Source organism: Fulvivirga marina, from assembly GCF_016775155.1.
Lineage (GTDB): Bacteria > Bacteroidota > Bacteroidia > Cytophagales > Cyclobacteriaceae > Fulvivirga > Fulvivirga marina.
Window position 1 is genome coordinate 517,081 of sequence record NZ_JAEUGD010000067.1, and the last position, 24,089, is coordinate 541,169.

Below are 24,089 nucleotides of genomic sequence, written 5' to 3' on the forward strand. Positions count from 1 at the left end.
TTTTGGAACCTTGCAATTTTAATAAATTAATAGGAAAAAATGGGGATATGTTGGAATAAGTAAAGAAGGAGGACCTAATTGATGGGAATCTTTTTAACAAGTCTGCAAATGTGTTTCTTTTTGTCAGAATAAATTTGAATATCATCCATAATTTTCTTGACCAGTATTAGGCCAATCCCTCCTTTCCGCTGCTTCTTGATGATATCTTCCAGAGTCGGTTCCTGATATTCATTGATGTTAAAAATCTCAGCTTTATCAATGATATTGAAAATCAAACCTTTGTCTTTATCCACATTGATCTCAACCTCTATAGATTCCTTTGGGTTACAACAATGCGAATGTATAATGAGATTTGCGCAAACTTCGTCAATTGCTAACACCAATGTGCTTACATCGACTTCAGAAAGTCCATGCTTTTCCAACACCTCCTTTACAAAGCATCTGATCTCCTTGAGCATTTCCTTCTTACACGGCACTTTATAACAGTACTTCATCCTAGCAGAGCTTTTGCTTCTTCCTTTGTTCCCTCTATTTTCAACAATTGGTCAAGACCTAAAATTTCGAAAACATTAGCAACCTTATCATTCAAACCAAAAATCACGAGGTTAATATCATTTCGTTTGAACTCTTCAATATAAGACATAAATACACCTAAGCCAGCAGAGGATATATAATCAAGAGAAGTACAATCCACCAGGAACTTTTTCTTTCCACTTTTTACCGCCTCGCTAATAGCATTATCTAGTTCAATGGAGGAACTGGCATCAACCTCTCCAATGATAACTATAACGTCGTGGTCCTCTTCCTGTAACCGTTTTATGTCAACCATAATTGTTTTACGTATTTATTAGACTTATGTTCATCAGTACAAATCAATTAAATTTAATGATCAGTGTTGTGTAGTCATCATCTATTGATTTTGTACCTGTAAACTCATAAAGTTCATTTATTAATTTCTGCTGTATTTCCTGTACGCTTAAAGCGCTTACCTTTTCAATGAATTTTTGCAGGCGTTCATATCCGAATTCATCTCCCTGAACATTCTTCGCCTCCGTAACTCCATCGGTATAAAGCACTACGATATCATCTCTTTTATACTGAAATGCATTGGTTTGGATATAATTTCCAAATTCACCGTTTCTTAAAATTCCTAGTCCGAGCCCCTTATTTTGGAAGTAGGTGCCTTTCTTCAGCTGAGCATCATAAAATAATGTAGGGCAATGGCCAGCCCTGGCGAATTCTACTGTTTTAGTAGTACTGTTAATCACAAAATATGACGTTGTGATAAAGGATGCTTTATCAAGGCACTGACTTAGTGCCTGATTGGCCTTTTCCAAAAACTCCTTAGGTGAAAGATCAAGTTGAGCGAAGCTATGGAAGATTCCTTTCATTTGTGACATATGAAAGGCAGCTGATGTTCCCTTACCAGACACATCGCTTATAATTAATGCTATTTTATTCCTGCTTACTCGGTAGGTATCATAGTAGTCACCTCCTACTTCATCTGCGGCTTCAGAAAAAGCTACCATATCATAATCCCCATCATGATCCAACTCCTTCGGCAGAAGGCTACTTTGCACCCTCTTAGCAATTTTAAGCTCCTCTTTATAACGTTCGTTCTCAAGAGCCTCTGACAACAGCCTGAAGTTCTCTATTGATATACCAGCCTGATTAGTAAAAGTATCAATGATCTTTGTCATCTCCTTGTTAAACCCATCAGTTACATCTTTAAGAAGGGCTAAGGTTCCCAATTGCTGATTCTTAACATAAATAGGGAAAGCAAGGATAGATCTGAACCTTGATCCCTTGAGTGTTGAAAGGTACTTATTCAGATTGATAGTTTTATCACTACTCTGATCGAGTATCCCTCTTACATTATTATCGCTGATATGTTGCTTTATATTCTGTATCTCTTTTACTGATATCCCCTGTGTATAAAATTGGTTACTCTCTCCAGGCCTGATGATCTCAATCCATGCAGCATCCGCAAAAACAGTGCTGACAGCACTTTCTAGCAAAATGTCGTATACACGCTCTTCATTTTGCTCTGTTTGTATGGATTGACTAAGCCTTTGAAAATTAACTACCTCTTCAAGTTTTTGTTCGAAAACTGATGATGTAGGTAGGTTAAATAGTATTACCAGCAACGAGAATAGTGCATATATAAAAATGAATGCGATTAGCGCCAGTATAAAAACATTGCTCCTGAAATCGGTAAACTGGGTTGTAGATTCACCAATATCATCTGCCAAATTGAAAAGGGTAAAGGTGAAATATCCCAGGTAGAACATAGCCAACGCTATAAGCAGAATGCTTTTCCATTTTTGCTTAAAATTCAGATATGCCACCCACTTCATATTAGCCGACAGGAAAATACCCATAAGCACAAGTAGTGCGGAATAGTACTCTTCAAGGTCCTGTACAGCCGGTATTGGCAAAACATTGTATAGTAAACTGAATAACAAAGAGTATTCAAAGATCTGCCAGGCGGTCAATAAAAACTTTGACTTTTGATAAAGAATAAGCCTTTTCCACACTATGAATGTAGAGATCAGAAATGCACTGATCAAACCTAAATTAGATAAATAAATGAAGTCCAGAAAGATTACATTCTCAGCCAATTTTGTACTACCCAACAGGTTTAAAAACAGCCTAAAAAACAATGATACAATTGTAGTGATCAACCCCGTGACAAATACCTTCCATAAAAGATCTACGAAGTTAATGCTCTCTGCCTTTTCAATTCGATACTTATAAAAGACAAAAAGAGAGAGTATAAAAAGGCTCAACATTATAGGCGGAATTTCACGACCTATACCTGGCTTCAAATTGTGTGTAGTGCTAAAAACAATAGACAGATCACCAAATACCAATACCACCCAAGTGATAATGGCCAACAGTGTTGTGAGTCGTATGATTGCTTTCTTACTTAGCATATTTAAAAACGCCATGAAGATAACAAATTATATTATCTCGTATAATAAGAAAGCCACTTTAGGTATTAAAGTGGCTCTCAAATATGGCGTATATAACGAATTATCTCACACTAAATTGTTTTGTCAATGGCTGACCTGTATTCACCCTAAGGGTATAAACTCCTGTCGGAAGTTTTTCTTTAAAGTTTAAAGCTATTTCATTAGAGTCTTCAATAGCAACCTGCTGTTGGTGCACAACTTGCCCTTGTGTATTATATATAAAAACAGAAGCCTCACGTTCCTTTGAGTTTAAATGCGTAAGCCTAAGTGTAAGTTGATCTCCATTATTAGGTACAGGATACATATTTAATTCCGGAGCTTCAGAAAGTACAATGTTGTTCACTCTTATAACATCAGAATAAGTAAAAGTTCCATCGAAATCGGTTTGCTTCAACCTATAATATGCAACTCCCTTGCTGGGGTGGTTGTCATAATATTTGTAGTCCTGACGCTCTTCAGTTGTGCCTTTACCTTTTACTGTTGTAATGGCCTCAAAATTCTCCAAGTCTGAAGATCTTTCCAATGTAAAGTAATCATTATTAAGCTCTGATGCTGTTCCCCACTCCAGAACAGCGACATCACCTTGCATACTTCCCTGAAAGAACAATAACTCAACTGGAAGGGTACCTGCATCACCTTCAATTCCAAATGGTGAAAACGAAGATACATTCAACGCAGACATTGTGTAAGTTCCTGATCCCGTAGCGCCGCCTGTTGCAAGAACCTCCCAGTTAGTACCGTTATAGTGAATTACTTTTACACTTGCTGGTGAGAAACCGCTTAGATTTTCAGCATCATTCCACTGAAAAGTCAAAGACACATCTGACCCGCCAATTACTTCCTCATCAATAAACCATGTTTTATTTACCACATCAGAGGTTTGAATCACCCCCGAATATCCGTCTTCATAAACTGCTGACGCCAACCTTACTGAATAATTGTCTAGGGTACCAGAGTTATTAATAACTAATGGTGTATAACTTGACGTGCTCGTTCCTATCGGAAACAATACTTCTCCTGTACGACCTCCCGAACCTATCCCATTTTGAGTTAACTTGCCTGTACCGTTGGTAATGATATAGTTTAATGAAGAAGCATTTGCTATATTGGCTGAGCTCCCAATAATAAGATCCGAATTATTGAGAGCCAGTTTTCCACTTGAAAGGGTTAGTGTACCGGTAACAGCAGTACTCCCTTGTAATTGTTTAGTGCCTGAACCAGAAATCACCAGGTTAGTATATGCTACATCTAAAACAGGCTGATCACCAGCTCCTCCATATACTACAGTACCGTTTGCAGACAAGACCGTAGACATATCTGGGTCAGGAGTCCCCCCGGTAAAAAACCAATTCCATGTACCACCAGCCCGATTTTGGAAATCGCAGAGCAAATCTATCCCGGTAAAGTTACCGGATTGGTTAACAACACCATAATTAACCACAGTGTTGGCGGCACCATTAAAGTCAATATTTCCATCAATGGTCAATACACCACTAACATCATTTTCTACGCGATTGGCAGCTGCCTGGAACCCACTGGTTCGCAAATCTCCAGCTATGGATATATTACCACTATTTTCCAAGGTAGACGCACTGGCATCCAGTACAACATCCCCTTGAACGTTAAAATTACCTGTAGTATTATTTGTTAATGTTGTTGAATTATTTTCAAAAATAACATCATTATTAACTGCAACACCTCCATCACCCGAAAGTACAACAGTTCCATTATTTGAGCTTAACAAAAAATCCTCGCTAACTGTAAGGCTTCTGCTACTCTGAATTGCAACAGTATTATTACCGTTACCTACTTCAAAGTAGGTAGTGGTCACTGACCTGTTAATGGTAAGACTTGCGCCATTACTCAAACTAATTGATGCAGGAGAAAACGAAGGGTCATTATTAATAACAGGAGCATTAGCATAGTTGCTTGGGTTGATAATTATACGGTCCTGATTATCAGGGAGCGCCCCCCAGTTACCACTGTAGTTGGAAGCTTTGTTCCAATCTGAATCGGTATTTCCTGTCCATGTAACATTACCGGTAGGCCAGCATGCAAAAGACTGACTGCATACAGCCAGTTGCAAGATTGATAATAGGACAATCGCCTTAACTATAGTCTTCATATTATATGGGGTTGGTTGGGTCTTGTAACAAAATGGTCAAAGGTTCATTACTTCCTTCTAATTGACCTCAATAAACCAATTGCTACACTTAAGTATGTTTTTCAAATTTCTTATCATCTATGACATACTTGGCTTTCCTACCTCAAAGCCTTTGCCATTTATGGCATTTTATTAAAAAACCATGTTTCTGACTTTGCAAAAGCTTCAAAAATACTCAGTCAAATATTTGATTTTAGATCAATTATACAAAAAAACAAATACTATCCTAGTTGATAAAATAAATTTTCAATGATATAGTGGTGCTATTCAAAAATTCCCAATAAGGGATGATTAAGATCATATTGAGACAATAAAACTTGTTGCGCCTAAGAGTTATATTTCTTAAGGAGCTGTCCCGATACTAGTATGGGATCACCCCGAGAGCCCTTAAAATGAACAAGTGAGGTTATTTTGACAAAGTATCGGATTGCAGTTATTTACGGATTCACACATCAAAACATGTTTTAAAACATGGGCGCCTATGAGGTAGGTCGTGATTTCCCCTTTATGGTCTAATTAGGGGAAACTCAAGATACAAGTGCAGAAGCATTCGTAAAGCCAGGATAAATATTAGAAAGAGTTATAACAAATTTGCTAGTATGCTATTTTTGAGTTAGTTGTACTCTTTGACGCACTAAAACTCCAATAAAGAGGGTTAAAGATAAAATAGTACTGACCAAGCCCAACCAGTCTTTGCCAAATGAGTAAAAGGTATCATTTTCAAATAATTGCACGTCATCAATTACAACGACTTCTTCATCCCAAAGAGTCACTTTATGTTTGGCTCCGGCCCTATCCACAAACATTGATTTCCCAGTAGTAGCACATCGCATTACATCTCTGCGTAAAGAAGTGGCGATCGTTGAAGCATATTGTGCATTTTGTCTATAGCCTGATGTCTTTCCTGCCCAACTATCATTGGCTATAATTGCCATTATATTCGCTTTGCTACTAATAAAATGACTGGCGTAAGCTGGAAATAATGCATCTAAGCAGATAAGTGTACCTATTCGCATCTGCTTATATTTAAATATGTTTATCTTATCATCTTTTTCATAGCTGTTTTTGGCCTGGTTTAAGCTGAGTTTAAACTTTTCAAAAAATGACAACTGCTCCAGGTATGGTATCCTTTCCATAAATGGAACGAGGTTATTTTTCATTTGTACTTGGGAGGGCTGGTCATGAGCCACAAGCATGGCTCCATTATAGCCGCTAAAATATCGCCCATCACCAGTGGGTAAGGCTGAGGCTGGCGCGCTATCCTTATGATCAAAAAGCTTAAAGCCGATAAACCCAACCAATATAGGGGCACCAATTGTCTTAGATATTTTTTTAATCTCCTTTATGGATGGCTGCTCATCTACGTCATTCAGTATCAATGGGTCAAGTGGAGAACTTCTCAGGTAGCCTTCAGAAAGAATAACGATATCAACCCCCTTTCCTTTGAGCGGAAGCAACAATCTCTGCAATGTCCCTACTTGCCTCTTAAGGCTATTTTCATCCAAAACTTCATAAGGGTTCGCATTACTTTGAACTACAGCAGCTTTTATGGCATTATTTTTCTTACTGCCAGATGGTTGCAACAACAAGTTCAACACAATAAGAAATGCAAAAGTCCCAGCTGATATCGCTAAGTTGCGCCTAAAATGATTGCCTCTATATTCTCTTATAAGATTAAAAAACATAACATTAAACAGCACTACTATGAAAGACCCTCCAAGGTATCCCGTTAACTCGTAAAACTGAATAAACCAAGGCATCGGGCTCAACCCAAACCCCAGGTGTAACCAGGTAAATGCGAACTGCCATAAACTATGTAAATACTCATAACTAACCCATAACAGCGGCAACAGATACCACACGACTGCATGGTTAACCCTAGGTCTTATCCATGCAAAAACAAGAAACGGTATACTTTGGAAAAATGGGATTAGTATCCATGCAATAGCAATGATTATAAAACCTTGCAGGTCGATCTTTGTATTGGCTATCCAGTACATTGTACCTACTGTCCATATAAAGAAAGTCAAATAGGAATAAGCCCATACCTTTTTGATTGATGCTTTCTTATATATAATGAACATCAAAGGAATGAGTGCCACAAAAAGTAAGGGGGTTAAAGAAAATGGTGGCCACCCGAGTATGAGCAACAAACCTGACAAAGCACATTTAAATATATTATCATTCAATTTTTTTTTCATCACTGAAATAATAAATAGGATTGGTTAACAAATAACGTCATCATATATAAATAACAAAACCCACTTTTATCAAGCGGGTTTTATAAGTTTCATAACAACCTGGCTTTTACTCTACCACAAAATATTTGCTAATAGGTTTAGGCAGATCAATTTTCAACAAATACACTCCTCGAGATAATTTCTTATTAAAATCAAGTCTTATTGGAGAGCTATGCCCAGACACAATATTTTGATAAACGGTTCTACCTTGGATGTCCGTTATTCTTAATGGTATTTCTTTAATTTCTGATGCATTGGTCATTGCAAGCGTGATACCATGACCATCCGATGGTACAGGGTAAAGTGTTAGCAACCTATGTTCTCCTCCATTATAATTAATCTGAACCAAACGGGAATAGCTCGTGGTACCATCAAAGTCAGTTTGCTTCAACCTGTAATAAGAAACTCCGGCTATAGGATAGTGATCAAAAGTTAAATATTTGCTATTTTCATTCGTAGTTCCTTTGCCTGGAATCACATCTACCTCTCCGAAATTCTTCAAATCAGTAGATTTTTCAATTGTAAAGAAGTCATTATTCAATTCAGAAGCCGTTTCCCAAGCCAATTTCACTTTGTCATTTATCAGTTCAGCTTCAAAATGAATCAGTTCAACAGGCAATGGACTGTTGCCTCCCTCAATCCCAAAGGGTGAAAATGAGTTTACTCCTGAAACCGATGCGCTGTATGGGTCCGCCCCAGAAGCAGAAGTACTCCCAATAACCCCCCACATTAAGCCATCGTGATGTATGATGTTAATATCGGATCTATTAAAGCCAGTAAGTTCATTACTTGAACTCCACCCAAATGATATAGTAACATCAGACCCCCCAGCTACTGCTTCACTGATGAACCAAGTCCTATCCAAGACTTGTTCTGTTGCTGCCGTACCTGAAGAACAACCTCCTTCTTCATATATACCCGAACATATTCGGATACTGAAATTATCCGCTACCCCTACATTTGTAAGAGCAACTGGAGTGTAACTGGTTGTGCTAAGTCCAACAGGAAATGCTACGCTTCCCGTTTTTCCTCCTAAACCTAGGTTTTTTTGTACCAAAACCCCACTTCCATCAGTAAGGATAAAACTACTGCTGCTACCATTTTGAACCGAAGCAGAATTACCAAGAGTAAGATTGAAATTACCTAATGAGATATATCCGGCTGCCATATACAAAATCCCACTCACATTGGTATTGCTTTGCAGTGTTTTGCTACCTGACCCATCTATGGTCAAATTATTATAGTTAACTGGGATTACAAGCTGATCTCCAAACCCTTCATACTCAAAAAGCCCGCCCACAGAAAAGATCGTATTAACATCTGTGTCATAAGCCCCCACATAATACCAGGCCCAGGTACTTCCTCCCTGGTTATTAAAATCACTGCCTGTATCAATATTAGTAAAATTACCATATTGGTTTATTATTCCGCTGTTATTTATAGTGAGGTCTCCATCATTAAGATTGATATCCCCACCTATATCTATTCGCCCTGTATTATTAAATGTATTACTTACATTCCCAGCTGTAAGAGCAAAATCATTGGTGATATAAACGGTTCCATTATTTATCAAAGTGGCATTACTAGCATTAAATGAAATCTCATCCCCAATTGTCACAGTACCCGTCAGGTCATTCGTTACTGACCCGGAAGATCTAAGGTTCATACTTGTAGAAAGGTTAATATCCCCATCACCACTGATATTAAGTGCATTTGTACCAAACATGTACAATCCATCTATATCAAAAGTACCTCCACTATTTACCACAAGTTGACTGGTGCCTACACCACCCTCAAAGTCCAGATCTGCATCAATTTGACCATTTTCATCAACAGAGCCTCCACTATTTACCGTGAAAACCCCATCCGACATCATGTTCAACGCTATATTACTATTTGTATATCTAAGTGTACCGGTATTATCAATCGTAACATCATTAACAAAAGCATCTAGCCTTAAATTGACAGTCATGCCATTCCCAATATTTACCTGAGCGGTTTCGTTTGGAACACAATCACAAACTGCTCCACCATAACCAACCCCTGACCAAGTGGAGCCGTCATCCCAATCGCCATTGCTTACAGAATAAAGAAGTGTAGGTGTGGCTGCCTGTACAATAACGTTATCAATAGCATGGTTTTCATTGTTGTTTAGAAATTTCACCACAATTTCGACACTGCTACCAAAGACAGTAGTACTTGCAGTTGCGCTGGTGAAGTTACCACTAAAGTCACCGAACAACACTTCAGGGCCTCCATCTAGTCTATAGTAAATTCTTACATAATCACTTGATTCGGCATCATCATACTCAAGTGCATCAATGGAGATTGACGTGCTTCCTAAAATTGTAATTGACCCAGTAGACCAGACAGCTTCAGTTCCTACAGAATAAGCTGTTAAGCCCTCAAAACTGGCATCGACAGCCAATAAACCAGAAGAACCTTGAACGGTAGTCCATGGAGAATTATCACTGTCACTTGTGGCTCCATCAAATTGTGTATCAAATCTTTCGATATAATAATCTTGAGCCAGAACTAAATTAGGTATTAAACCAACTAATAAAGTAAAACAAAACACTTTGCTAATGCTAGCGGACTTGGTCCCATGTTTTGAGATACGATTTTTCTCAGACAATTTCATTTGGGGCGAATATATAAAATATTGATCATCAGCTTAATACCAAAACATTTCTGGTAATCGCTTTATAATAACTTACTAAAAGCGTCAAAGCAAAGGGGTTATGCTTTGCTTTGACGAAAGTATATCTTCGAAATATATGAAAATTTAATCGATTTTTGTAAAAATGAGATGAAAGTTACCTGCTGTAATTAGGAGCTTCACGAGTAATAAATATATCATGAGGGTGACTTTCTTGTACTCCTGCTGCAGTTATTTTGACAAATTTGGCATCCTGAAGCCTCTCAACTGTTGCAGTACCACAATAGCCCATACCAGCCTTTAGGCCTCCAATGAGCTGATAAAGCACCTCTGAAACTAACCCTTTATAAGGAACTCGGCCAACAATACCTTCAGGCACCAGTTTTTTGATATCATCTTCTGCATCCTGGAAGTATCGATCCTTTGAACCTTCATCCATAGCCTCAACAGAGCCCATACCTCGGTATGATTTAAACTTCCTTCCCTCATAAATAATAACCTCTCCGGGAGCCTCTTCCGTGCCAGCCAACAGTGAACCTATCATCACACTGCTCGCTCCACCGGCAAGGGCTTTTACTACATCTCCTGAAAAGCGAATACCTCCATCGGCAATTACAGGGACTCCACTTCCCTTGATAGCTTTTGAAGATTCGTACACTGCAGAAAGTTGTGGTACTCCAACTCCGGCTATGACCCTGGTAGTACAAATACTTCCAGGCCCTACACCTACTTTTATTGCATCGGCTCCAGCCTCCACCAAAGCTTTCGCGGCTTCACCAGTAGCAACATTTCCCACAATAAGATCAAGGTCCGGATAGGCTTGTTTAACCTTCTTGCAGGCCTCGATCACACCTTTGGAATGCCCATGGGCTGTATCAATACTGATAACATCTACTCCAGCCACTTTAAGGCCTTCTATTCTCTCAAGAATATCAGGGGTTACACCTACTGCCGCTCCTACTCGCAACCTCCCGTACTCATCCTTACAAGCATTTGGCTTGTTCCTTTTCTTTAGAATATCCTTATAGGTAATGAGTCCTGTCAAAATCCCTTCCTTATTTACTATTGGGAGCTTTTCAATTTTATGCTTTTGAAGTATATCTTCAGCCTTTTCCAAGCCTATGTTCTCTTCCGCTGTAATAAGATCATGCTTCGTCATAATCTCACTTACAGGGGTACTCATATTCTTATGGAACCTCAGATCACGGTTAGTAATAATACCAATAAGTCTTTTATTCTCATCTATAACTGGAATACCTCCAATTTTATACTCTCGCATAATATGTTCGGCATCCTGCACATTTGAATTGATATTAAGCGTGATAGGATCCAGTATCATTCCACTCTGCGATCTTTTTACCTTTCTAACCTGCTGAGCCTGAGCTTCCTTAGACATATTTTTATGAATAAACCCAATGCCCCCCTCTAAAGCCATGGCTATCGCCAACTCAGCTTCAGACACTGTATCCATTGCGGCTGATACTAAAGGAATATTTAGTCTAATATTTCTTGTTAGTTGTGTAGATGTATCGGTATCTCTTGGAAGTATTTCAGAGTAACCTGGCTGAAGCAAAACATCATCATAGGTAAGTGCTTCAAAAATGAACTTGGAATTGTCTAGAGACATAGCAAATAAGCGTTTATGTTATTTGCCGGACAAAACTACAGAGATTCAGTTATATAAAAAACGAAACTATTAGAATAAATTTAATAGTGATATTGTGCATCTCAATAAATGCATCTAGTTTAAAGCAAATTTTTTATCGCATGAGGTTTATATTATTTTTTACTTTTTGTTTTCAGTCTTTTCTATATGCTCAGGAGGAGCAGGGAAAAGCATCTTTCTATGCCAACAAATTTGAGGGACGCCCCACTGCAAGTGGAGAAAAATACAGACACAATAAGCTTACGGCAGCTCATCGAACGCTACCATTTGGCACGATGGTAAAAGTCATTAACCTAGCTAATAGTAAATCCGTAACTGTTCGTGTTAATGACCGTGGACCTTTTATAAAAGGCAGGATAATAGACCTTTCTAAGTCCGCTGCTCAAAAACTTGACTTCATACGTCAGGGAACAACAAATGTTAAAATAGAAGTCATCAGTGTTGAGGATACCGGGGCAGAACCTGACATTACTAGTTCTCCTAAAAATGTAAAATACTATAGCCTTAAAATTGATACTGTTGAGCCTAGTGGTTTTGGAATTCAGATTGGCAGCTATCAGGAAATGGAAAACCTCATCAATGCAGCGGCAGATTTAAAACAAAAGTACTCCAAAGAAGTTACGATAAAACAAAAGGAGATGGATAGCATAAAAATCTATTCACTAATCATAGGGCATTTCACCAAAAGGGAAGAGGCAGATGCTTTCAGAAAAAAAATTCAAAAAAAACACCCCGATAGTTTTATTGTAGATTATTCGGTGTTCTAACATAGAAAAACTAGTTTTATAATATTACAGAAAATAAAAGTAGCTAAGCGTCCCTGATAAAGCTTTTCAAAGGGAACCCCTTAGGCCTTTACTGTTTTTCATTTTCTATTTTTTAAACTTTAATTAGCCTGTTTGAGTTGAGTACAAAAGATATGAAAAAAACACTTTATTTTTTGCTGGCATTTGTAGCTACCCCAGCCATAAGCCAGGATTCCCTGGTATACTTCAGTGATCTAACCTATAGCTCGGATTTTGAAGCCTCTGTATTTGAAGCTTATTTCAGGCATAATGAGCATAACTATCTTGCTCTGTTTTTAGCTGCTGACCCTGAAATGGAAAAGGGTACTTTCCAGCAATATGAGGCCGCATTTAAGTCAAAAATCAACAGCATTGATATAGCAAAGCTTAATAGAAAAAAAACAGATAAAAAGGTTAAAACCCTATATGAAGATGTACATGATCAATTTTTAACAAAATATGAGATTCAAAATGATTTCAGTAGTATTTTTTCCAAAGGCCACTACAATTGTGTATCTGCATCCGCTCTATACGGGATCATCTTCTCTAAATTGGACATTCCATATATAATAAAGGAGAAACCTACACATGTCTATCTGGTGGCTTACCCAGGGTCAGAAAAAATACTGGTAGAATCAACTGACCCTAACGGAGGATTTATAACATCCAGTGACAAGTATAAACAAGCATTTGTTGAGCAAATGACCAACGCAAAACTGATAAGCGCTGAAGAGGCTAAAACTAAATCCGTCCCTCAACTTTTTGATGAATATTACTTCGGTGATCCGGATATTACCCTTAAAGAACTGGTAGGAATACAATACACCAACCATGCCTTGTATTCGCTTGAAAAAGAAGATTATAAAAAAGCGTACACACTCCTTGAAAAGGCTTTTTTCTTTTATCCCGCAGATAGAGTTATTACCCTACTGATTGCGGTAAACATTGACATCATTCAAAAGTCTGATTACTCCAGCTCTGAGGATATACTTCACCTTGCCAAGCTCTCACGCTTTACTGATTACGGAATCTCTCATGACATGATCATCGGTGAGTTTAGCCGAATCAATAATATCCATCTGATCAATAAAGGGGATGCTGAGACTTATGAGAAGTACTACAAACAACTGGTATCATTATTACATAATGAAGATTTGAAGCATAGCATCAGCTATTTGTACTATTATGAAAGGGGAAGAGTTCTTTATAATCAGGGGAAGTATAATGAGGCATTACCATTTTTCAGTCAGGCTTACGAGCTAAAGTCGGAAAATCTGGAAATCAATAATGCAATTGTATCAGCAATTGCCCAAAGTTTAAGATTTGAAAGTAACAATACATTAATAATTGAAAGGTTGGAGAGTTATGGCAAAAAATACCCTCAGCTCATGAACAATAATGTATTTAAAAGCATGCTGGTAAACTCTTACCTTATACAATGCGGCCAATCTTACGATTTGCGAAATATTAACGAAGCCACTAAGTACAAAGCCTTGTTTGAAAAAAACTATACTCAGGAACTTAATGTTGATGCCTCGAATATTGGGCGAGTATACTCTCTTGCAGCCATTTACTATTTCAGAAAAGGCTATACTTCCAAAGCCGTAAACATTATAGCTAAGGGACTTGAATATGCACCGGGTAACTACGAACTACTCATGAGACAAAAAATGATTAGGTAAAATCGTTTACCCCCTGTTCTCAATGGCTAGGTTGTGTTTCCTTTCCAGTACATAAGGGTTTCCGAGCTTGGTCTCAACCACAGCAATAATGTTGAGTTTCTCCATCATAAACATACCAGGTCCAACATTATACTTCAGGTCCAATACTCCTGGCCGCTGAGGCATTACCTTCATAGCATCGTCGGAGATACACCCGTTGCTATCGAGGTCTCCAATATAATAGGTTGCCTTTTTGGAGTTATCTGAAATAGAGATTCTGAGTATAAACTCATTGGATTTTAGTAAGTTATCAATTTCCCTGATTACTATTTTAGGGTACTTCTTTTTTATATCTCCGTTAAGCAAGTACTCTTTTAGGCCCTTACAAGCCACTCCTTTGTTATAAGGCACCTCAGCTGACACCCTTCCATCCATGCGATACTTCTTTCGTATTCCATGAATCTTACCATTTTCATAAAGTGTTATCTGGTAAGGTTTGCCATTTTCATAGTATGTTGTGGCCTCCCCATGCTTCACATTATTTACATAAGAGATCTGCTGTCGTAGCTTTCCGTTTTTGTAGTAGCTCTTTGCAGACCCATTCTTTTTCCCATTTTTAAAAGTAATTTCCGTTTTCAGTGAACCGTCAGACCTGTATTGTTTCACCAGCCCATCCTTTTTCCTTTTACCTTTACCTCCCCCTTTCTCTGCCTGGTCACAGGCCACTACACTAAGTAATAGAATAAAAAAGAATAGATAGATTGATCTGTTCATAGCTGTAAATTCTAGTTAAATCCAGTTATTGAGATTTTTCCTCCTTAATGTGAGTTATAATATTTTGAGCTGCAATTGAACCAGACTCAAAGGCGCCATCCAATGTGCCATATTGAACGCTTGTCGCCTCTCCGGCAAAATACACTCTGGCATCAATATCATCAGCCAAAACAATTCGATCATTATCTGAACCTCCGACTAACGGATAAGAGTACCCACCCTGTATATTTTCATCACTAGCCCAGTCCATTTTAATCAAACCGGTAATATCATTATTCAAACTGGCCTTACCGTCAAATATTTGGTCGAGGTCACTCAGTATCGCTGACTTCAAATCCTCATCACTCAATACCCGTAATGCATCTGCATCCTGGCCAAAAACCTCTATCATAAGTGTACGGTTACTCACACTGATTTCTGGTCCTATGCTAGTATATACCGGGATCAAATTGCCCCCAAAAACCTTCAGGACATTTTGCCCCCAAAAATTTTTATTAAACTTGACAAAGACCTTGATAGCTGACGTCATACCAATTCGACTCAAAGCTGTCATCTTCGGTTCCGGCAATGAGGGTACAAACAAAATTCTGTTACTCTTTAAAATAGAAACAGGTACAGTTACAACCACCTTACTTCCCTGAAAACTTCCATTATTTGTTTCTATCAAGATCTCCTCGCCAGTATAATCAATAGAAGTAACACTGGTGTTAAAGTTTACTCGTTCAACCAGATGATTAAAAACGGAGAAAAATATATCCTCAACAGGATTGTTTGCCAAGGCAATGTCCACACCATTGGAAGAGAGGTTAGTTGAGCTCTTAGCACCACTAATTCCAACTTTATTACTGTCCGTGCCTAAGGACTCGGCCATCTGCCCTTCTATCAGTCTATAAACCGACGGGTCCAGGCCTACATCCTGAGCTGCCTGAAGAATGGTTTTATCCTCACCACTATAGGATGAAATATTGTTGATAAAGCTCTGAGCCGCGACAAAATCAGTATGGTTTTGCCAATCAGCAGCAGGCAGAGCTTGTCCATTAAAGAAAAAAATACTTTCTCTACCTGCACCTACCGGAACTGTTGTCAAATTAAACGCCTGTATCCGCTGAAGAAAAAGAGAGTTCTGACTTTTTAAAAGATCCGCGCCTAGCTCCACTGGAAAATCAGCAAACCCTCGAACTGATTTCACCCTACCCCCAATTCTGTCGCCAGCTTCCAAAATAACTACATCAATCCCTTGGCTCACCAATAGGTCAGCCGTATAGAGCCCTGCGGCTCCTGCACCAATTACTATAACAGTACCATTGTAGTCAATGGTGGGTTTAGGATCCTCATCATCCTTACATGAGGTTAATAAAGAGGGCAAAAACAGACCGGCGGAAGCTCCAATACCGATTCTTTTTAAGGCTTTTCTTCTATCCACATTAATTAGATTAAAATTATTGCCAGCCAGACTGCTGCTAAAATAATAAATAAAAAAGATATATTTGCCGCTTCCACCATTATGGAAAGTATACTTCAGCAAACCATAGAATACATCACTACTATGAATCCCTATGAGGCAACGGGATTAATTTTTGGTTTGCTTGCTGTAATATTCCTTATCAAGGAAAATATACTCACCTGGCCCTCAGGAATTATTTATGTACTTGTATCATTAGTCGTATTTTGGAGAGAGAAACTTTATGCTGACTTTGCTCTGCACATCTTCTTCCTAGTACTCAATATTTATGGCTGGTGGTATTGGATCAAAGGAAGCAGAGCTCTCAAGACCGATGCCTCTTCGGATAAGGCAGAGGTAACGGAGGAAGTACTCATTACCCATACCCCAGTGCACACACTCATTATACTCATACTTATTTCAATTATGGGTATCTTTTCTATGGGTTATGTACTGGAAACTTTTACGGATGCTTCACTTCCCTACTGGGACAGTGCAACTACAATGTTGAGTCTAGTGGGTATGTGGCTAACCGCCAGAAAACAATTAGAAAACTGGCATTTTTGGTTTATTGTAGATGTTTTGGCTACCGGAGTTTATTATTACAAGGGTATCCACTTTTATTCAATCTTATATTTGGTATATATCGGTTTAGCAGTTTCAGGATATTTGACATGGAGAAAGGCTATGAAGACACAGACAAGTCTATAAAAAAAGTTGTTGTAATTGGACCCGAGTGCACCGGGAAATCAACTTTATCATCAAAACTGGCTGAGCATTACAATACTTGCTGGGTAGAAGAATATGCCAGGCAATATATAGATGAACTCGACCGCCCATATGAAGCCGAAGACCTGCTTAAGATTGCTCAGGGGCAATTGGCTAATGAAGATAAATTAACAGCAAAGGCCCGCAAACTGCTCATTTGTGACACTAATCTTATAGTTATTAAAATTTGGTCTGAATTTAAGTATGGCTTCTGCCATCAGGAAATTCTGGATGGAATAAACAGCCGCAAATATGGCCTCTATCTTTTAACTAGTATAGACCTGCCTTGGGAAGATGATCCTCAAAGAGAAAATCCCGAGCTCAGAGACTATTTCCATAACTTATTTAAAAGTACACTTAGGGAACTTAACCTGCCATATGTAGAGATAAAGGGCGAACTGTCGGAAAGAAAGCTAACCGCCATTAAAGCAATAAATGAGTTTTTAACTCCTCAATCAGGATTTTAGATTTAGGAAATTATTACTTCCTTACTTTCTTTATCGAAAAGGCCCTCCTCATTGACATCATCTGTAATGGTGCCTTTATTATCTCTGTCCTTAAAAAACTTCTTCTGAAAAATAAGGATCAATACCACACCTATAAAAATAGACGAGTCTGCAATGTTAAACACCGGACTGAAAAACAAGAAGTAGTCTCCCCCAACAAAAGGGACCCAATCAGGGTAATAGCCATCAAATAAAGGAAAGAAAAGCATATCAACAACCTGTCCATGAAACCAAGGGGTTGGAGACCCTGCAGGGGCATTATCCAATAGAACTCCGTAAAATGTACTGTCAATCACATTACCTACTGCTCCTCCCAGTATTAACCCCATACACCAGAGTAACCCTGTCTTGGCTTTCTTGTTATACAGGTAATAAATATAGTACCCTATCCCCACCATTGCTCCTAACCTAAACAAAGTCAGAAGAAGCTTACCATACTCATGGCTCGATTTCAGACCGAATGCCATACCCGGATTAAGCAAATAATGAAGTTTAAACCACTCTCCGAAAACATCTATCTCTCCTATAGTTCCCATTTCCATATTGAAATGAACAAGCAATTTCACTACCTGGTCAAGAACAATGACTCCCAGAGCCAGTAAATAATATTTATATAATTTCATTATGCTTCAATTTTTACTCTGAGCTTGTGCTCATCCATCTCCAAATCATTCCCATCACTCAGGTTATCTAGTATATCCAACGATAAGGCCTGTGTTTCATTACAAATATATTCCCTGTTAGCCTCTAAAGCTGAATTAACGAGATCTGTATTTTTCTCTATATTGATCTTTATTTTATCCTGCACCTCAAGTCCCATATCCTTACGCAGATTTTGAACTCTATTTACCAGGTCACGTGCTATTCCTTCTTTGCGCAAGTCATCTGAAATAGTGATGTCCAATGCCACGGTTAGCCTTCCTTCAGAAGCTACAGACCAACCAGGTATATCCTGATAGTTAATTTCCACATCCTCCAGTGTCAGCTCAACTACACCATCTGTCAACTCTAGTTTTAGCAAATTCTCATTTTCCAGTACTGCAATATCTTCAGCAGGAAGTTGATTGATCTTTGCCGCTATTTCCTTCATCTTAGGACCATACTCCTGACCTAGTTTACGAAAATTAGGTTTTATATTTTTAACCAGCACGCCGGACTCATCGTCGACAAATTCTATTTCTTTAATGTTTACTTCAGAAAGTATCAGATCTTCCACTGCACATACTTGTCTCTTAAACTGACCATTTATTACAGGAAGTAATATTTTTGACAACGGCTGACGTACTTTGATCTTATGTTTCTTCCTCAAAGAATGTACTAATGATGAAACATTCTGAGCCAGTGACATCCTTTGTTCAAGATCAACATCCACTATAGCATGATCTGTTTTTGGAAAGTCTGCAAGGTGAACAGATTCCGATTTATCAAGGCCTGTTACTGCATTAAGATCCTGGAAGAGCTGGTCCATATAAAATGGTGCTATAGGCGATCCAAGTTTAGCAATGGTCAAAAGACAGGTATACAAAGTTTGATAGGCGGCTTTCTTATCGTTGTTATATTCACCTCTCCAGAAACGTTTCCTATTTAACCTCACATACCAGTTACTCAGGTCATCAATGGTAAAGTCCTGAATCAACCTCGCAGCTTTAGTCGGCTCATAGTCTTCATATGCAGCACCTACCTTTGCGATAAGGCTATTCAATTTCGAAAGTATCCATCTATCACTTTCAGTTCGTTCACTAGCTGCTATATCTCCGCTTTTATAATCAAAGCCATCAAGATTGGCATAAAGGGCAAAGAACGAATAGGTATTTTGCAGCGTGCCGAAGAATCTTCTCTGCACCTCTACAACACCATCTATATTAAATTTCAGGTTATCCCACGGATTTGCGTTGGATATCATATACCACCTTGTCGCATCCGGCCCATGTTCGGCAAGAGTCTTAAATGGATCTATCGCATTGCCTAATCGCTTAGACATCTTGTTACCATTCTTATCCAGTACTAAGCCGTTGGCTATTACATTTTTAAATGCAACATTGTCATATAGCATTACAGCTATGGCGTGCAAGGTAAAGAACCAACCTCGGGTTTGATCCACTCCTTCTGCTATAAAGTCTGCCGGGAAGTTTGCGTCAAAAATATCCTTATTTTCAAAAGGGTAGTGCCATTGTGCATACGGCATAGCTCCAGAATCAAACCATACGTCTATAAGATCCGGCTCCCTGAACATTTTTTGCCCGCTCTCACTAACTAATATCACATTGTCTACATAGGGTCTGTGCAAGTCAAAATCAGCGTCAATAGATTCCGACATAAATCCCGCTTCAATTGACTTTTCAACCTCCGCTTTTAACTCTTCCATAGAGCCTATACACTTTTCTTCCGTTCTGTCTTCAGACACCCAGATCGGCAGAGGTGTTCCCCAGAACCTTGACCTTGAAAGATTCCAGTCAACCAAGTTTTCAAGCCAGTTTCCAAAACGACCTGTACCTGTAGATTCCGGTTTCCAGTTTATAGTTTTGTTAAGCTCTACTAGTTTATCCTTCATGGCTGTAGTTTTAATGAACCATGAATCAAGTGGATAATATAAAACAGGTTTATCCGTTCTCCAGCAATGTGGATAAGAGTGCTCGTATTTTTCTACTTTGAAAGCTCTGTTTTCTTCCTTAAGCTTAATGGCAATTTGCACATCAAGAGATTTTTCAGGTGCTTCCCCGTCTTTGTAGTATTCATTTTTGACATACATTCCGGCAAAATCAGCGATTTCCTTCACATATCGTCCTTGTTTATCCACGATAGGCATAGAATTACCCTCTTCGTCTTTAACAAGAATGGCTCCTATACCGGCCTGTTTCGCTACCCTCTGGTCGTCCGCTCCAAAGGTGGGTGAGATATGTACTATACCCGTACCATCCTCGGTACTTACATAGTCTCCCGGTATCACTCTAAACGCAGGACCATCAGGTGCTACATAAGGCAGCAATTGCTCATACTCAAGCCCTACCAGATCTGCACCTTTGTATTCTTCAACAATCTCGTAAGGGATTAGCTTGTCTCCCTCGCTGTAATCTTCAAATGCTATATCCTTTGCTTTAGCATTGAAATATTCTCCGACCCTATCCTTAGCCAGGATAACTTCAATTTGTTTAAAAGTGTATGGGTTGTAAGTTTTTACTTTGACATAGTCAATTTTCTCCCCTACAGCCAGCGCGCTATTACCCGCCAGTGTCCAGGGAGTAGTAGTCCATGCCAGCAAGAATGTACTTTCCTCTCCCTTCACTTTAAACTGGGCGGTAACTGTAGTATCTTTTACATCACGGTATGTACCTGGCTGGTTTAATTCATGAGAACTCAGACCTGTTCCGGCAGCAGGAGAGTAAGGCTGTATAGTGTACCCTTTATAAAGCATACCTTTGTCGTAAAGCTTTTTGAGCAGATACCACAAAGTTTCCATGTAATCACGATCAAACGTAACATAAGGGTCATCAAGATCAACCCAGTAACCCATTTTTTGAGTCAGGTCATCCCATTCATCCTTATATTTCATCACCGTTTCACGGCACTTCTGGTTGTATTCTTCAACGGAGATCTTTTTTCCAATATCTTCCTTAGTGATGCCGAGCTCTTTTTCGACCTGCAGCTCCACTGGCAGACCGTGTGTATCCCAGCCTCCTTTACGTTTTACTTGGAAGCCTTTTAATGTTTTATATCGACAAAATATATCTTTAACCGCTCTGGCCATCACATGGTGAATACCTGGCGTACCATTCGCTGATGGTGGTCCTTCATAAAATGTGAAAGTTTCCTGCCCCTCGCGACTATCTACTGATTTCTCGAATATCTTATTCTCCTTCCAATATTCCAGCATTCTATCGGCTACCTCGGCGTAATTGAGCCCTTTATACTCTTTGTATTTCACCTTAAATCTCCTTTAAATATTTATGAATTAATTTTGTCAGAAACATCACTTTTGTCTCGCATTCCATTCCCTTCTACTCTTAGCAGGTCAAGGTCAATTTCTTCATCCTCATCTTCCTGATAAAAGCCGTCATCGTATTGTTCTATTAACGGATGTGCATCTTTTCTGCGCTTACCATCATCAAATGTCATCAGTAAAGATGGTAATAATATTAAGTTAGTGAACATCGCTATTAACAAAGTAACTGATGTCAAAATTCCTAAAGCCACGGTACCTCCAAAGCTTGACCCTGCAAAAATCACAAACCCTGCAAACAAAATAATGGAGGTATACATCATGCTCGCACCTGTTTCTCTTACACTTTTACTCACTGCTACTGGCACAAAAAACTTATTGGCAAACAACTCTTGTCTGTATTTAGCCAAAAAGTGAATAGAGTCATCCACAGATATACCAAAAACAATACTAAATATCAATGCAGTACTCGGCTTCAATGGTATACCAGTAAACCCCATAATACCCGCCGTTATTACCAGCGGTATAATATTGGGTATTATAGAAATAAGGATCATCCTCACATTGACGAAAAGGAAGCCCATGATTATTGATATTAGAACAAAGGCCAGAATCAGACTCATTCTAAGATTCTTTATTAGGAATTTATTTCCCTTAATGAACAATGGTGACGTTCCTGTTATATCTACAGTTAGCTCAGTACCGGCAAATACTGAATCAACTTCTGGCTGAATCACTTTATTGATAAGCGAGTCCATTTTATGTGATCCAATATCGGCCACTTGCATAGAGATTCGCATCTTTTGCAAAGTGGAGTCCACAAATGAGTTAAACAACCCAGTGCTATCACTCTGCTCTTTCATGTATGGCAATATAAAATTGCGCTCTCTACGATCTGGCAGGCTATACCTTGCAGGATTATTATTGTAAAATGCCTGCTTGGAAGCTTTAACAAAGCTTACTATTGACACTGGTTTTGATATGTCACGATTTGACTCCAGAAAAGCCTCAAACCGGTCTATCTTTCTTAAAGTCCTTACATCTATTACCCCTCTACGTTCATGTGTATCTACCACTATTTCCAGAGGCATGATACCGCTAAAGTTTTCCTCGAAAAAGGCAAGGTCACGTTTTATCTCACTATCGGCAGGCAGGTCATCCACCATATAGGATATGGCCTGTATTTTCATAGTCCCAAAGACAGATACTACAACAAGAAAAATAGTTATAATATAGATATAGCTCCTGTGCCTGTGGATAAGCAAATCCATTCTGGTTAAAGCGAAGTCAAGGCTCTTAAACTTTAAGTGCTTAAGTTGCTTACCTCCGGGAGGTGGTAACCATGAAAAAACTGCAGGTATTAAAATTATGCTTACAAGAAAGGTAGCCATTATATTCAGACCAGCCACAATCCCAAATTCCTTCAATATGACTATATCCGTAGAAGCAAGTACCAGGAAACCAATGGCTGTTGTAAAATTGGTTATCAGTGTTACCAAACCAATTTTGCGCACCACCCTACTGATGGCCATAATCTTATTGCCGTGCTTTTCAAACTCCTGATGGTACTTGTTTATTAGGTATACGGCATTAGGTATACCAATAACTACAATCACCGGAGGAATCAACCCTGTCAAGAGTGTTATTTTGTAATCAAAAAGAGCCAGTGAACCTAACACCCAAACTACTACAACCGCTATTACGGTAATTGGGAATGCAACGGCATCCCAGGTTCTGAAGAAAAGAAAAAGTATTAACGCCGTAACCGCAACTGACAGAAAAAGAAATAGCTGCATCTCATTACGCACTTTACCTGCCACTACCGAACGTACAAATGGCAAGCCCGCGTAATGAAGTTGTATATCCGTATCTTTTTCGAAGGCAGAACCTGCATCAACTATTTTTTGGGTGAGCTCCAACCTCTTTGGAGAGTTAACAACCTCTCGGTTGATAGAAACCAATACCAATGTGGCACCATTTTCTTCGTTGATTAACCGGCCACTATAAAATTTCTGATCGAAGGATACTTGCAACAAACTATCAAAAGCAGCCTTACTTTCTGCCGGCCCCTGAAATATTTGTCTGAGCACAAATTTTCTTTCTGCAGTATCTTTTTCCAACCTTTGTACCAGCGGCAATGAAAGGACATTATTTACTCCTTCAAGTCCGGCTACCTGAACACTTAATTCACGTAGCTTTTCAAAGTTTTCCGGCGTGTAAACACTACTATCTTTTATCCCCAAAGCCACCAAGTTCCCGTCCTCACCAAATTCTTGTTTAAACTGCTGAAAAACAATCATATCAGGATCATCAGACGGCACGGTTTTGGCAAAGTCGTAACTCATTTCTGCATTCCGGGCATGATACCCCATAAATGCTGTAATTGCCACCAGCAATAACACCAGCAGCAATCTGAATTTAATGATTATATGAGCAAGTTTAGTCCACATGTCTAAATAAGACCACAAAGGTAATCATTTTAGGTTTAAAGTATAATTTTAACCACTAAACCT

16 protein-coding genes are annotated in these 24,089 nt (G+C 38.8%); 4 read left to right on the forward strand and 12 right to left on the reverse strand.

The genetic code is table 11. The features are described 5' to 3' along the window. Positions 1 to 74: 74 nt before the first annotated feature. The 7 genes from JMN32_RS26425 to guaB all read right to left on the reverse strand — a co-directional run bounded on the left by JMN32_RS26425 (position 75) and on the right by guaB (position 11,665). The gene (locus JMN32_RS26425) at positions 75 to 494 is read right to left on the reverse strand and encodes an ATP-binding protein (protein WP_202859419.1); all 420 of its coding nucleotides are present in this window, start codon (positions 492 to 494) and stop codon (positions 75 to 77) included. Continuing rightward, on the reverse strand, positions 491 to 829 hold the full coding sequence (locus JMN32_RS26430; RefSeq protein ID WP_202859420.1) for an STAS domain-containing protein: 339 nt from the start codon (positions 827 to 829) through the stop codon (positions 491 to 493). Before JMN32_RS26430 ends, JMN32_RS26425 begins: the two co-directional genes overlap by 4 nt. Before the next feature lie 43 nt (positions 830 to 872). Then, positions 873 to 2,936, reverse strand: coding sequence for a PP2C family protein-serine/threonine phosphatase (locus tag JMN32_RS26435; protein WP_202859421.1), 2,064 nt, complete (start codon positions 2,934 to 2,936; stop codon positions 873 to 875). Positions 2,937 to 3,036: 100 nt separating this feature from the next. Continuing rightward, the gene (locus JMN32_RS26440; protein ID WP_202859422.1) at positions 3,037 to 5,100 is read right to left on the reverse strand and encodes a T9SS type A sorting domain-containing protein; all 2,064 of its coding nucleotides are present in this window, start codon (positions 5,098 to 5,100) and stop codon (positions 3,037 to 3,039) included. A gap of 641 nt (positions 5,101 to 5,741) precedes the next feature. Beyond that, a complete protein-coding gene (gene lnt / locus JMN32_RS26445) occupies positions 5,742 to 7,340 on the reverse strand; it encodes an apolipoprotein N-acyltransferase (RefSeq protein WP_202859423.1) in 1,599 nt (532 codons plus the stop codon). 106 nt (positions 7,341 to 7,446) lie between these two features. Next, positions 7,447 to 9,957, reverse strand: coding sequence for a T9SS type A sorting domain-containing protein (locus JMN32_RS26450; protein ID WP_238354632.1), 2,511 nt, complete (start codon positions 9,955 to 9,957; stop codon positions 7,447 to 7,449). 238 nt (positions 9,958 to 10,195) lie between these two features. Continuing rightward, entirely contained in the window at positions 10,196 to 11,665 is a 1,470-nt protein-coding gene (gene guaB, locus JMN32_RS26455) for an IMP dehydrogenase (RefSeq protein WP_202859425.1), read from the reverse strand. Positions 11,666 to 11,805: 140 nt separating this feature from the next. Here guaB and JMN32_RS26460 point away from each other — a divergent pair, with 140 nt between their 5' ends. Both JMN32_RS26460 and JMN32_RS26465 read left to right on the forward strand, forming a co-directional pair. Continuing rightward, positions 11,806 to 12,471 carry a septal ring lytic transglycosylase RlpA family protein gene (locus tag JMN32_RS26460; RefSeq protein WP_202859426.1) on the forward strand — a complete coding sequence of 222 codons (666 nt, stop codon included), beginning with the start codon at positions 11,806 to 11,808 and terminating at the stop codon, positions 12,469 to 12,471. A 152-nt stretch (positions 12,472 to 12,623) separates the two neighbouring features. Next, positions 12,624 to 14,171: a tetratricopeptide repeat protein gene (locus JMN32_RS26465; protein WP_202859427.1), complete on the forward strand. Its 1,548-nt coding sequence runs from the start codon at positions 12,624 to 12,626 to the stop codon at positions 14,169 to 14,171. 6 nt (positions 14,172 to 14,177) lie between these two features. On the opposite strand, the gene JMN32_RS26470 is transcribed toward JMN32_RS26465, so the two are convergent. Further along, the gene (locus JMN32_RS26470; protein ID WP_202859428.1) at positions 14,178 to 14,924 is read right to left on the reverse strand and encodes a toxin-antitoxin system YwqK family antitoxin; all 747 of its coding nucleotides are present in this window, start codon (positions 14,922 to 14,924) and stop codon (positions 14,178 to 14,180) included. Between the two features lie 25 nt (positions 14,925 to 14,949). Then, positions 14,950 to 16,347: a flavin monoamine oxidase family protein gene (locus JMN32_RS26475; protein ID WP_202859429.1), complete on the reverse strand. Its 1,398-nt coding sequence runs from the start codon at positions 16,345 to 16,347 to the stop codon at positions 14,950 to 14,952. Between the two features lie 81 nt (positions 16,348 to 16,428). Here JMN32_RS26475 and pnuC point away from each other — a divergent pair, with 81 nt between their 5' ends. Beyond that, a complete protein-coding gene (gene pnuC / locus JMN32_RS26480) occupies positions 16,429 to 17,076 on the forward strand; it encodes a nicotinamide riboside transporter PnuC (RefSeq protein WP_202859430.1) in 648 nt (215 codons plus the stop codon). Next, a complete protein-coding gene (locus JMN32_RS26485) occupies positions 17,040 to 17,600 on the forward strand; it encodes an AAA family ATPase (protein WP_202859431.1) in 561 nt (186 codons plus the stop codon). Before pnuC ends, JMN32_RS26485 begins: the two co-directional genes overlap by 37 nt. 2 nt (positions 17,601 to 17,602) lie before the next feature. Here the strand turns inward: JMN32_RS26485 and JMN32_RS26490 are convergent, their stop codons facing one another. From JMN32_RS26490 to JMN32_RS26500, 3 genes are read right to left on the reverse strand one after another with little or no spacing between them, the layout of a single operon-like run. Beyond that, entirely contained in the window at positions 17,603 to 18,262 is a 660-nt protein-coding gene (locus tag JMN32_RS26490; protein WP_202859432.1) for a lipoprotein signal peptidase, read from the reverse strand. Further along, positions 18,262 to 21,561 (reverse strand): isoleucine--tRNA ligase, encoded by a 3,300-nt coding sequence (gene ileS, locus JMN32_RS26495; protein WP_202859433.1) that lies wholly within the window; start codon positions 21,559 to 21,561, stop codon positions 18,262 to 18,264. The genes JMN32_RS26490 and ileS overlap by 1 nt, the downstream gene beginning before the upstream one ends. A 20-nt stretch (positions 21,562 to 21,581) precedes the next feature. Beyond that, positions 21,582 to 24,026, reverse strand: coding sequence for an efflux RND transporter permease subunit (locus JMN32_RS26500; RefSeq protein ID WP_202859485.1), 2,445 nt, complete (start codon positions 24,024 to 24,026; stop codon positions 21,582 to 21,584). Positions 24,027 to 24,089 lie beyond the last annotated feature (63 nt).